The 11,811-nt window shown below is 67.9% G+C and carries 9 protein-coding genes and 2 pseudogenes; 7 read left to right on the top strand and 4 right to left on the bottom strand.

The window, feature by feature from the left end; translation table 11 throughout:
- Window positions 1-298: 298 nt before the first annotated feature.
- The gene (locus ACM9NP_RS23575) at window positions 299-925 is read left to right on the top strand and encodes a helix-turn-helix transcriptional regulator (RefSeq protein ID WP_415648967.1); all 627 of its coding nucleotides are present in this window, start codon (window positions 299-301) and stop codon (window positions 923-925) included.
- Between the two features lie 277 nt (window positions 926-1,202).
- Here the strand turns inward: ACM9NP_RS23575 and ACM9NP_RS23570 are convergent, their stop codons facing one another.
- The 3 genes and pseudogenes from ACM9NP_RS23570 to ACM9NP_RS23560 all read right to left on the bottom strand — a co-directional run bounded on the left by ACM9NP_RS23570 (window position 1,203) and on the right by ACM9NP_RS23560 (window position 2,525).
- A complete protein-coding gene (locus tag ACM9NP_RS23570; protein ID WP_415648968.1) occupies window positions 1,203-1,667 on the bottom strand; it encodes an alpha/beta fold hydrolase in 465 nt (154 codons plus the stop codon).
- A gap of 70 nt (window positions 1,668-1,737) precedes the next feature.
- A pseudogene (locus tag ACM9NP_RS23565) lies at window positions 1,738-2,061 on the bottom strand (alpha/beta fold hydrolase); the annotation flags it as partial.
- A gap of 56 nt (window positions 2,062-2,117) precedes the next feature.
- On the bottom strand, window positions 2,118-2,525 hold the full coding sequence (locus tag ACM9NP_RS23560) for a DUF5319 family protein (RefSeq protein ID WP_415648966.1): 408 nt from the start codon (window positions 2,523-2,525) through the stop codon (window positions 2,118-2,120).
- 80 nt (window positions 2,526-2,605) lie between these two features.
- On the opposite strand from ACM9NP_RS23560, the gene guaB reads away from it, so the two are divergent.
- From guaB to ACM9NP_RS23545, 3 genes are all read left to right on the top strand, one after another.
- Window positions 2,606-4,147: an IMP dehydrogenase gene (gene guaB, locus ACM9NP_RS23555; RefSeq protein WP_415648965.1), complete on the top strand. Its 1,542-nt coding sequence runs from the start codon at window positions 2,606-2,608 to the stop codon at window positions 4,145-4,147.
- Between the two features lie 11 nt (window positions 4,148-4,158).
- Window positions 4,159-5,283: a GuaB3 family IMP dehydrogenase-related protein gene (locus ACM9NP_RS23550; RefSeq protein ID WP_415648964.1), complete on the top strand. Its 1,125-nt coding sequence runs from the start codon at window positions 4,159-4,161 to the stop codon at window positions 5,281-5,283.
- Window positions 5,284-5,457: 174 nt separating this feature from the next.
- Window positions 5,458-6,117: an O-methyltransferase gene (locus tag ACM9NP_RS23545; protein ID WP_415648963.1), complete on the top strand. Its 660-nt coding sequence runs from the start codon at window positions 5,458-5,460 to the stop codon at window positions 6,115-6,117.
- 286 nt (window positions 6,118-6,403) lie between these two features.
- On the opposite strand, the gene ACM9NP_RS23540 is transcribed toward ACM9NP_RS23545, so the two are convergent.
- Window positions 6,404-8,515: an FUSC family protein gene (locus ACM9NP_RS23540; protein ID WP_415648962.1), complete on the bottom strand. Its 2,112-nt coding sequence runs from the start codon at window positions 8,513-8,515 to the stop codon at window positions 6,404-6,406.
- A 233-nt stretch (window positions 8,516-8,748) separates the two neighbouring features.
- Here ACM9NP_RS23540 and guaA point away from each other — a divergent pair, with 233 nt between their 5' ends.
- From guaA to ACM9NP_RS23525, 3 genes and pseudogenes are all read left to right on the top strand, one after another.
- The gene (gene guaA / locus ACM9NP_RS23535; protein WP_415648961.1) at window positions 8,749-10,299 is read left to right on the top strand and encodes a glutamine-hydrolyzing GMP synthase; all 1,551 of its coding nucleotides are present in this window, start codon (window positions 8,749-8,751) and stop codon (window positions 10,297-10,299) included.
- A gap of 74 nt (window positions 10,300-10,373) precedes the next feature.
- Window positions 10,374-11,303 (top strand): NUDIX hydrolase, encoded by a 930-nt coding sequence (locus ACM9NP_RS23530; protein WP_415648960.1) that lies wholly within the window; start codon window positions 10,374-10,376, stop codon window positions 11,301-11,303.
- 302 nt (window positions 11,304-11,605) lie between these two features.
- Window positions 11,606-11,811, top strand: a pseudogene (locus tag ACM9NP_RS23525) (CDP-alcohol phosphatidyltransferase); the annotation flags it as partial.

Genomic DNA, 11,811 nt, shown 5'->3' with positions numbered 1-11,811 from the left:
GCCCCGCGTCGTGCCGGGGCTCACGCCTGAAGTCGGAGTAATGTCGATCATCGTGGGGTACCACCGGGTGAAGCGCCGGGCGGGCGGGGTTGACGCGCGGGGGCGGGGGAACCGTTCTGTGTCGCGACGGGAACGACAGTGGACGGACATTGAGCCTTTCATGGCTGTTTCATGGACCATGGATCGCCGGTTGTCAAGTTTCTCCGAAATATTTCGCGCTTTCGCGTCATAGTCGCGTCATGGCCGACTCTCATCGGGTGAGGGGTACTCCTCGATCGTTGCGGAAAGGTGAGGTCGCGTGAAAACCGTTCTAGTGAGTGTCAAAAGCCCGGAGGCGGCGCAGCGTATCGCCGCCTGCGCAGCCCGATTGGGCTTGGCGCAGGTAGTGCGTGCCGCAGCGAGTACCGAGGAGGTCATGCTCGGCCTCCGATCGAGGCAAGTGGACGTCGTACTTGCCGATGTGAGCTTGACCCGGCCTGATCCGGTCCAGTTCACACGTGCCGTGCTCGCGAAGTCGCCCAAGACCGCCGTAGTGCTAGTGGGCACAATGGACCCAAGGTGCGCCGCCGCCTCGGTCGCGGTGGGTGCTCGGGGAGTCGTCAGAGGCGGTGAGACGACGGAGGACCTCGTTGTGGCCCTGACTCAGGCGATCATGCTGGTCTGTCCACGTCGAAGGGTCGTCGCCGGGGCCGCCACGAACGCGTCGGCGCTGCCGCGTCAGCGTGGGCCACGCGGTTTGACGGAGCGGGAGCTCCAGGTGCTGCGGGGGATGAGTGAGGGCAAGAGCAACGCGGAGATCGGCCGGGACCTGTTCGTGTCCGAGGACACTGTGAAGACGCACGCGCGTCGGCTGTTCCGGAAACTCGGCGCTCGAGACCGGGCTCACGCCGTTGCTGAGGCGTTCCGCGGGGGGATCGTCCAGTGACGCGGTGAGGCCGAACGTCGGGTCGAACGACGGGAATCGGCCCGATTTCTGGGTGGGGCGGTGGAGGAAGGGCCTGAGCGGTAGCAGCGCTCAGGCCCTTCACCTTGCCTCGCAAGGAATGCCCGCCGTACCTGAACGGCGCTTCAGCTGGATTCAGGGTGGCTTCAGGTCGTCTCGGTACCGTTGGGGCAGAGATCGAGCGGCGCCATCGGGTTCCGGACCGGGTGGCGGCGCCGTTCGAACTCCTAAATGGTGGGTGACACGGTCCGGGCCGCTGTCAATCCTTCTCGTCGAAGGCGAGAAACGCGACGATATGCCGCGCCCAGTCGTCTGGGCGCTCGAACTGAACCATGTGGCCCCCGTGAGGGATCACCGCCAGCGTGCTGTGCGGGACGGCCCGGTGGAGTCGACGCGCGAGCTCCACCGGGAAGCCCATGTCGTGCTCGCCGTGCACGATGAGCACTGGGCGACCGAAGGCGCGCAGCACGGCCGGCGGGTCCCGCGGGGCGCCACGGACGCAGCAGACCGCGCCGCCACGGCGCGAGCCGATCTCCGGAGAACAGAACGTTCGACAGAAGAGTTTTGTACTCGGCGCGGCGGTCGAGGTTCCAGATCGCCGTGGGGGCGCCGCTGAACGCGCGATGCTCAGTCCATTGAAGGTCGTCGAGTTCGGGTGGCTGTGGTGAGACCATCGCCGCCCGCCGCTCGTACTCGTCCCAACAGGTGAGGAGGTCGCCGACATCGCCGTAGGCGGTGGTCGACGCGAGTACCAGGCGTCGCACCCGCCCGGGGTGGTCGCGAACGAACAACTGGGCGACCTGGCCGCCCGTGGAGAACCCGAGAAGATCCACGTGGTCGAGCCCCAGATGGTCGAGGAGCGCCACGAGGTCGGCGACGAGGTGTTCGGGCTGGTACGCATCGATTGGAAGGTCGCGGCTGCTGCGTCCGCACCCGCGCAGATCGAAGGCGATCACCGTTCGGTGGGAGGCGATGGGGCGTAGGCCCGGAAGGAGGTAACTGTGGTCCCAACTGGGACCACCGTGAATCGCCACCAGCGGCGGCTCGGTGCCCGACGGCCCCGGCAGCCGTCGGACGAACAGTCGTACGCCATTGACGGAGAACGTTTCCGTTGTCATGCGACTGAGTGTGACGATCGTCGTGGTGCGCGCTCCGTGGATGCGGAGCGCGGCGGTCAGTCCTCGACCGTCACGTCGTCGGCCGAATCGTCGTCAACGGGATCGTCGCCGTAGATGTCCTGCCAACAGTCGGTGTAGCCGCGCGCGTAATCCCACGTCACATAGTCGTCGGGGTTCGGGTCGTACGCCGGTTCGTGGATTCGGGGCGAGTTGTCACCGAGGACGTGCGTGAGGTTGTTGCGGAGCAGACCCCACTCGAAGTAGTGCGGTTCGTTACAGTCCGGACATTCGACGACGAGCCCCCGGACACCGGTCGGTTCGAGGACCCGTTGGAACGATTCGAGACTCCCAAGGTCGTCGATCAGTTCGGCCCGTTCGCTTTCCGACAGGGGCTCGTGGTGTTCGAGACCGGGCCAGTCGCCGTCCGGGTCTTCGGGGAATGGGTCTTGTGGCTCGTCTCGCACGCGTCCAGCCTATCGTTCCGAACGCCCGGCGTGCAGGGCCATCTGACGGGTGGCGGCAAACACGTACCTAGAATATGTAGATGGCGTTTACAGGGGATTTCGATACTTCACGTGGCGACGTGACCGTTCCGGCGGGGGCGGTGCATCCGATTCCGCTCGGGCTGACATTCGACGACGTGCTACTGCTTCCGGGGGAGTCGGACGTGGTGCCGGCAGGTGTGGACACGTCCACCCAGCTGACGCGGAACGTTCGCCTGAGCATGCCGCTCGTCTCGGCCGGAATGGACACGGTCACCGAGTCGCGCATGGCGATCGCGATGGCACGGCAGGGCGGTATCGGTGTACTGCACCGCAACCTCTCCGCCGAAGGCCAGGCACAGCAGGTCGACGTCGTCAAGCGGTCCGAAGCGGGCATGGTCGCCGACCCGATCACGATCGAGATCGGCGCGACGCTCGCCGAAGCAGACGCGATCTGCGCCCGCTACCGCATCTCCGGGGTGCCGGTCGTGGACGAGACGGGGACGCTCGTCGGCATCGTCACCAACCGCGACATGCGTTTCGAGAACGACATGTCGGTCAAGGTCGAGCAGGTCATGACCCGGATGCCGCTGCACACGGCGTCCGTCGGGGTCTCCTCGGAGGAGGCGATGGCGCTGTTGAAGCGCCACAAGGTCGAGAAATTGCCGCTGGTCGACGAGCACAACAAGCTGCGCGGCCTGATCACCGTCAAGGACTTCACCAAGCGCGAGCAGTACCCGAACGCGTCCAAGGACGACAACGGTCGCCTTCGGGTCGCCGCGGCCGTCGGCGTGGGCGACGAGGCGTACACCCGCGCGGGCCTGCTCGTCGAGGCCGGCGCCGACGTCCTCGTCGTGGACTCGTCGCACGGCCACAGTCGCAACGTCCTCGACATGATCGCCCGGATCAACAAGGACTTCGGGGACCGCGTCGACATCATCGGCGGCAACATCGCCACCGCCGAGGGCGCCCAAGCCCTCATCGAGGCCGGCGCCGACGCCGTCAAGGTCGGCATCGGTCCCGGCGCGATCTGCACGACCCGCGTCGTCGCCGGTGTCGGCGCCCCGCAGATCAGCGCGATCATGGACGCGACGCGCGCGGCCCGTCCGCACGGCGTACCCGTCATCGGTGACGGCGGCATCCAGTACTCCGGCGACGTCGCGAAGGCGATCGCTGCGGGCGCGCACACGGTCATGCTCGGCCAGTTGTTCGCCGGCTGCGAGGAGAGCCCGGGGGAGCTCGTCTTCATCAACGGCAAGCAGTTCAAGTCATACCGCGGCATGGGATCCCTGGGCGCGATGCAGACGCGAGGCCAGGGTCGTTCCTACTCCAAGGACCGCTACTTTCAAGAGGGCGTCGCCACCGACGACAAACTCGTCCCGGAGGGCGTCGAAGGGCAGGTGCCGTATCGCGGCACGCTGTCGCAGGTAACCCACCAACTCGTCGGCGGGTTGCGCGCGGCGATGGGATACTGCGGCGCGGGTACCATCGACGCGCTGCACGAACGTGCGCGTCTGGTGCGCATTACCGCCGCGGGTCTCAAGGAGAGCCACCCGCACGACATCCAGATGACCGTCGAGGCACCCAACTACCACTCCAGATAGGAGCTCAACGCGTGCGTGACGTGGTGGAGATCGGACGAGGCAAGACCGCACACAGCGGTTACAACTTGCAGGACGTGTCCTTGCGTCCCAGTAGGCGAACCCGCGACGTCGACGACGTGTCGACGGCATGGCAGCTGGACGCCTACCAGTTTGAGATTCCGTGCGTGGCGCACCCGTCCGACGCGACGATGAGCCCGAAGACGGCGGGAGAGCTCGGACGGCTCGGCGGCCTCGGCGTGCTCAACGCCGAAGGGCTGTGGTGCCGCTACGAGGATCCGACCCCGCTGCTGGCCGAATTGTCCGACTTGGACTTCAAGGGCGGCTCGACGGCTCGGCTCCAACAGATGTACTCCGAGCCGATCAAGCCCGAGCTGATCGCCCAGCGCGTCAAGGAGATCCGCGACTCCGGCGCGACCGTCGCGCTGCGGGTGTCACCGCAGCACACGATCGCGCTGTCGCCGGTGATCCTGGACGCGGGCGTCGACGTCCTCGTCATCCAGGGCACCATCGTCTCCGCCGAGCACGTGTCCGTTCAGGACGAACCCCTGAACCTCAAGGAGTTCATCGCCGACCTGGACCTGCCGGTCGTCGTCGGCGGCTGCACGAACTACATGACCGCGCTGCACCTGATGCGGACCGGCGCCGCCGGTGTCATCGTCGGCGTCGGGGCCGACTGGTGGTCGACGACGCACGACGTCCTCGGAATCGCCGTGCCCATGGCATCGGCCATCGCCGACGCCGCCGCCGCCCGGCGTGACTACCTCGACGAGACGGGCGGGCGTTACGTCCACCTCATCGCCGACGGTGACATCCACACCAGCGGCGACATCGCCAAGGCGATCGCGTGCGGCGCCGACGCGGTCATGATCGGCGAACCATTGCGCGAGTGCGACGCCGCACCGGCGGGTGGCGCATGGTGGCACTCGGCGGCGAGCCACCCGAAGCTCCCACGCGGCAACTACTCGAGCGGAACCGACGTCGACGAGGAGCGCGTCTCCATGGAGACCCTCCTTTACGGCCCGGCCGCGATCCCGGATGGCACCGTGAACCTGTTCGGCGGCCTGCGCCGGTCCATGGCCAAGTGCGGCTACTCGAACGTCAAGGAGTTCCAGAAGGTCGACCTGACCCTGTCGTAAACGCGACGGTCGGCCGAGAGGCCGTCTCGAACCCACCGCTCAGCACGGCGACCAGGCGAGAACCTGGATCACCGCCCGGGAGGACGGGATTTCGAGACGGCCTCTCGGCGTTCGGCGATCTTTCCCCGTTCGGGTGGCTCGCGCTCGCCACATCGCGGCATAGGATTGGTGGCCATGAGCCGTCACTCGATCCGCCTGTCCGATGCCCTCCACGAATACGTCGTCTCGCACGGGACTCCTCCCGACGCGGTGTTGACCGAACTCGTCGACGAGACGTACGCCGCGTTGCCGCAGCAGGCCGGCATGCAGATCGGCCCGGACCAGGCCGCGTTCACGACCTTGCTGGTGAAACTGATCGGCGCGCGCTCGGCCGTCGAGGTCGGCACGTTCACCGGTATGTCCTCTCTCGCCATCGCCCGTGGCCTGCCAGCCGACGGGAAGCTGATCTGTCTCGATGTGTCCGATGAGTACACGTCGATCGCCCGGCGGTTCTGGGAGCGGGACGGTCAGTCCGACAAGATCGAACTCCGGCTCGGCCCGGCGTTGGAGTCGTTGCGGGCCTTCCCGACCGAGCCGCACCTCGATTTCGCCTTCATCGACGCCGACAAGCCCTCGTACTCGGTTTACTGGGAGGAGCTCGTTCCGCGCATGGTTCCCGGCGGACTGATCGCCGTCGACAACGTGTTGTGGGGTGGGCGGGTCGTCGACCCGTCGGAGTCCGGTGGCAATGTCGACGCGGTGCGGGCGTTCAACGACCTCGCGGCGGCCGACGACCGGATGGAGGTCGTGATGTTGCCGGTCGGCGACGGTTTGACGCTGGCCCGCAAGCTCTGACCCGCGCCCGATCATCAGCCATCATGGACACTCCATGATGGCTGAACTTCGTTGAATGATCTGTCGGGATCATGGCTCTCTGAAGGGAATTCAGCGGCCTTAAGCGTGGCTTCAGCTCGCGAGAGTAACGTCGACCTTGGGGAGGAGGCCGGAGGCCCCTGAGTCCGGGAGGCTCCATCGACGGGCGCGGTTCACGGTCCCGTCCCCGCCCGGCTCATTCGCCGCGAATCCGCAGGTCAATGTCGGTTTGTGGCATGCCTGTCGGGAGCGTGCAAGCCGGCGTGGTCTAGTCGTCCGAGCTCCAGCTGTCGATGATGAGCGCCGTGTCCTTGAGCGCCTCCGTCAGGATGTCGGTCTCCCAGTCGAGGACGCGGCGTCGCCTGCGCGTCCCCGCGTCCCCATCGGTGACGGAACTGTCGAGCTCGTCGAGCGCCTCATCGAGGTCGATGTGAACGGACGAAGTGCCGGTCCTGACCCGTTCCGCGAGCCGCTCGTAGGCCGCTCCGACCGCCGCCCCGAATTCCGCCACCCCCGGCAGTTCCGCCCCGTCCTTCTCGTGGCGGGCGTTGCCCTCCAACACGATGAGGGCGCGGGCCGCGCGCGACAGTGCCTCCTCCGCGTCCTGGACGTCGACGCTCTGCGGCCGATCGCCGCGAACGGGTTCGACCGATGCCTGCTCGGCCGCCGCGCTGAGCTGTGAGCGGGCGAGTCGGATCGCGTCGACGGTTTCGCGTAGACGCCGTTCGTTCATCTCGGACGGATACGCCTGCGCGCTCAAGACGACACGCGCATACGCGCCGTAGGCGTCGATGAGCTCGGCGAGCAGGTCGGGAAGTCGACGGGTCTGCCACGTCGGCCACAACGCGAAGAAGGCCAGTGCCAGTCCACCGCCCACGAGGGTCGCGATGCCCCGATCCCACGCGGCCGCCACCGGGGACGCCCCGGCCAGGTCGATCTGGAACAGCGCGAACCCAGCCACGACGGCCGAGAACACGAAGAACGACACCGGCATCGTCAGGTATCCGGCGAAGGCGAACAACCCGACCGCGGCCGCAGTCCATTCAGGATCATCGGATACCACATAGGACAATACGCCCGCGATCGTCGCCCCGATCGCGGTGCCGAGAATCCGCTGAACACCGCGTCCGATGGTGGACGCGAAGTCGGACCGCAACGTGATCCACGCCGTCAACGCGACCCAGTGACTATGGTCCTCGGGCCACGCGATCGTGATGCCGGTCGCGACGGCGATGGTCGCGGCTGCCCGCAGGGCGTGCCGCATCGCGGGGGAGTTCATGTCGAGGTAGGTCCGCAGCGTCTCCCAGTCCTCGGAGATCCGGGTCCGCACCCGCACGCGGCGCGACACGATCCTGGTCGCCGGCTCGCCCTCGGCGACCCGCTCGGCCAGCCGGGACGCGTGGTGCAGCGCGCGATGCAGACGTCGGATCTCCTGCCCCGCGATCACGTGCGGCACCGGAACCTCCTCGTCCGCCTCCTCGGGAGGGTCGGGGGCCGCGTCGATCGCCTCCGACAGTTGTTCCTCCCAGTCGCGATCCGTGTCGCGCAGTCGTGCGACGCGTTCGGCCATCGTGTCGAGCGCGGTCGAGGTGCTGCGGAGGACTCGCGCGATGTGTCGCGCGGTCGTCGGGTGATCGCCGACGAGTCTCGCTCGCGCGGCGGCGACGGCGACGATGGCGGCGCGCAGCTCGTACAACTGACTGATGGCCTCGCGCAGCGGTTGTGGGACGGTGCGCCTTTCACCGACGACCTCTCGCACGTCCACGAGCTTCTGTGTCGCCAGTGGCGTGTTCATGTTGTCGGCGAGGGCTCGCGCATCCTCCGCGAGCGCGCGGTACGCCTCCGCGAGGGCCATGCGTTCGGGCAGCATCCGGCGCCAGGGCGGCAGCAGCGCGGCTATGGCCTGGACGATGCCCCCGGCGACCGCTCCGAGCGCTGCGGTCACGGGTGACACGTCCGTGGTGAACACGGGCGCGAGCACGAGCGCGACGCCGCAGGCGGTCGTGGCGGCGGCGACGGCGGAACCGAGCGCGCCGATGTACGCCATCAGCCACGCCCACCCGGTCGACACCAGCAGGGTCGCCATCGGCGACGGGGCCGAGAGGCCGCCGAAGAGGATCGCCACACCGATGGCCGTGGCGACGAGGATCGGAAGGGACGGGCGCGGACGCACCTCGGGGATCAACAGGGCCATTCCCGCCGACCAGGCGCCCATGGCGGTCGCCGCCGCGAGGCCGGAGTCGAACCGTAGGACGAGGCTCGCGACGAGGACTGCGGTGATGCCCGACGCGGCGCGAATCGCATGGATCGGTTCGGCGTGTTCAGGCTTCCATTCGAGGATCGAACCGCCGATATGCCGCGCGGGCGCCGACAGGGTCACTAGCGGCTCTGTGGGCGGGAAGACGGGTTTCGGCACGACACGGCGCCGATCATATCGACAGAAACGAATCGACGAGGGGTTCGGCGCCCGCGTGTCGGCGACGGGCGTTGTCGCGACGCGTCGGCGGGACGGCGGAGCGAGCGCGCGGCTTCCGTGGCGAAGCCTATGCGCTGCGCCATGTCAGGGGGCTCCCGTTATCGGCGGCGCGTTGACCAGCACCTAAAGTTAATTCCATGACGATGCCTCGGCCGGTTCTAGTTGTCGACTATGGCGCGCAGTACGCGCAACTCATCGCCCGTCGGGTACGTGACGCCCACGTCTACTCCGAGATCGTTCCGTCGTCGATGCCGACGGCGGAGATTCTCGCGAAGGACCCGGCCGCGATCATCCTGTCCGGCGGTCCGTCCAGCGTGAACTCCGACGACACGCCTCGACCCGAGGCCGCCCTGTTCGAGGCGGGTGTCCCGGTCCTCGGTATCTGCTACGGATTTCAGGCGATGGCGGTCGCGCTTGGCGGGACGGTCGAACCGACCGGTCTGCGCGAGTTCGGCGGTACGACGATGACCGTCTCCGAGCCGGGCGCGCTGATGGCCGGCCTTCCCGAGCAGCAGTCGGTGTGGATGAGCCACACGGACTGCGTATCGGTCGCGCCGGAGGGGTTCACCGCGACCGCCGCGACCGCCGGCGCCCCTATCGCCGCTTTCGAGGACGCGTCCCGTCATCTCGCCGGCGTCCAGTTCCACCCCGAGGTCGCGCACACGCCCCACGGGCAGGCCGTACTGCGGCACTTCCTCTACGACATCGCCGGGATCACCCCCGACTGGACGATGAGCAACGTCATCGAGGACCAGGTCGCCGCGATCCGCGCCCGTGTCGGCGACAAGCGCGTCCTGTGCGCGTTGTCCGGCGGCGTCGACTCGTCCGTGGCCGCCGCGCTCGTGCACCGTGCCGTAGGCGACCAGTTGACCTGCGTCTTCGTCGACCACGGTCTCCTGCGAGCGGGTGAGGCCGAGCAGGTCGAAAAGGACTACGTTACGGCGACCGGCATCAACCTGAAGGTCGTGGACGCGCGCGACCGTTTCCTGACCGCGCTCGCCGGGCAGACCGACCCCGAGACCAAGCGCAAGATCATCGGCCGCGAGTTCATTCGCGTGTTCGAGGCGGCGGCTCGCGAGGTCGACGCGATCGCGCCGATCGAGTTCCTCGTCCAGGGGACGCTGTACCCCGACGTCGTCGAATCCGGCGGCGGCACCGGCACCGCGAACATCAAGTCGCACCACAACGTGGGCGGCCTCCCCGACGACCTGCAGTTCACGCTCGTCGAGCCCTTGCGCAACCTGTTCAAGGACGAGGTGCGTCGGATCGGTCTCGAACTGGGCCTGCCGGAGGCGATGGTGTGGCGTCACCCGTTCCCCGGTCCCGGTCTCGGTATCCGCATCATCGGCGAGGTCACGGCGGAACGGCTCGAGATCCTGCGCGCGGCGGACGCGATCGCCCGCGCCGAACTCGCGGCCGCCGGTCTCGACCGGTCCGTGTGGCAGTTCCCGGTCGTGCTGTTGGCGGACGTGCGTTCGGTCGGTGTCGCGGGCGACGGACGGACCTACGGTCACCCCGTGGTCCTCCGCCCAGTGTCCAGTGAGGACGCCATGACGGCGGACTGGTCCCGGCTTCCGTACGAACTCCTCGCCAAGATCTCCACCCGAATCACCAACGAGGTACCCGAGGTCAACCGGGTCGCGCTCGACGTGACGAGCAAGCCTCCCGGGACGATCGAGTGGGAGTGACGGGTGCCCGTGGGTGCCCGTGAGCGCTGTTACGCACACCGTGGATGCGCCTTCGCCGGGCGTACGCTTGGCTGATGCAATCCTCATTCCGCATAGCGGCATACGGAGTGGTGTGGGACGAAACGGGACGAATCCTCCTCGCGAAAGGCTCGGCCAAGGCACCTCTTCCCGGTCACTGGTTCCTCCCCGGAGGCGGCATCGAGCACGGTGAGAATCCACGCGACGCCGTCATCCGGGAGTTCACCGAGGAGACGGGTCTGACGATCGACGTCGTCAAAGCCCACGACGTCATGTCGGCGGTCGTGTCGGGCGTCCACACCAACGCCGTCATCTTCGACGTGCGCGTGACGGGCGGGCGGCTCCGTCCGGAACGCAACGGGACGACCGAGAGCGCCGAATGGGTCAAACCGGCCGATGTCCTCGGCACGCCCATGTCCCCGTTCGTGTCCGCGATCCTCACTCCCGAGGACTCGCACGCCGTCTCGGTGCCCGCGGAGATCAAGTCCAAGCAGTCCCCTCGGCCGACCCCGCCGCGCAAGGCCAAACGCGGGCGGAAACGCCGGGGCCAGCGCTTCGGCGCGTACGGCCTGACCACGGACGACTCGGGGCGAGTACTCCTCGCCCGCATCTCCGACGGCTACCCGGGGGCGGGCTGCTGGCACCTGCCCGGCGGTGGCGTCGACTTCGGCGAGCAACCGACCGACGCGGTCGTGCGCGAGATCGCCGAGGAGACCGGTCAACAGGCCGAAGTCCTCGAACTGCTCGACGTCACGTCGTTCCGGCACCGCCGTGCGATCGGCCCCGAGGGCTACCCGCTCGATTGGCACGGCGTTCGCGCCATCTATCGCGCGCACGTCGCCGACCCGAGCCCTGCCCGAGTCGTCGAGACCGCGGGCGGTTCGACATCCGAATCCCGCTGGTGGGACCGATCCGACCTGCCCAGGTTGAAGGTTTCGGCGGCTCTGGGCGACGCGTTGCGGATCGCCGAAGACCTCACCTGGTGAGCTCCCCGCCACACATGAGGCGCGCCACCCCATTGACGATCATCTCCCTCGACACATACACTCAGTGACGGCGTTTTTGTCGGAAATTGTCGATAAACCAGCCACATGACCGAATTCTCCTCGTGACAGGAGTAGCGCCAGGCTGAGAGAATGTGCAATGGTGTACATCGCGCTAAGCGTTGGTGAGCTTGAGAGCCAAGGGTTGTCCCCCGGTTCGAGCCCCACCGACGTGAGAAGGCCGCAGCGTAAGCGTGTCACCCCGGTACACGCGCACCACGCCACGGCCACCAGAGGAGGATGAAGTGCGCTCGACCCCTTGGCGGCGTCTGCGCGTCAACGACAGCCCGCGGCCGGCCGGCCGCGGCCTGAATCGGCTACGCCGCAGCGGCACCCTCGCGCGGCGCCTGGTGACGATCGGTCCGATCCACCCCATCAGGACGCTCCGCCGACGCGGTGTCGACACCGAGCTGCTCGGCCCCGGAGACCTCGTCGACGCCCCCATCAGCCC

The sequence above is a fragment of the Stackebrandtia soli genome (assembly GCF_965137155.1).
In the GTDB taxonomy this organism is placed as follows: Bacteria; Actinomycetota; Actinomycetes; order Mycobacteriales; family Micromonosporaceae; genus Stackebrandtia; species Stackebrandtia soli.
This window is presented reverse-complemented; position numbering and strand designations above follow the sequence as displayed.

Bases quoted from the DNA above. Each gene is read 5' to 3' on its own strand.
- ACM9NP_RS23545 (WP_415648963.1), top strand. From the start codon at position 5,458: ATGAGCCGTCACTCGATCCGCCTGTCCGATGCCCTCCACGAATACGTC.
- ACM9NP_RS23570 (WP_415648968.1), bottom strand. From the start codon at position 1,667: ATGTCGGCGACCTCCTCACCTGTTGGGACGAGTACGAGCGGCGGGCGG.
- guaB (WP_415648965.1), top strand. From the start codon at position 2,606: ATGGCGTTTACAGGGGATTTCGATACTTCACGTGGCGACGTGACCGTT.
- guaA (WP_415648961.1), top strand. From the start codon at position 8,749: ATGACGATGCCTCGGCCGGTTCTAGTTGTCGACTATGGCGCGCAGTAC.
- ACM9NP_RS23530 (WP_415648960.1), top strand. From the start codon at position 10,374: ATGCAATCCTCATTCCGCATAGCGGCATACGGAGTGGTGTGGGACGAA.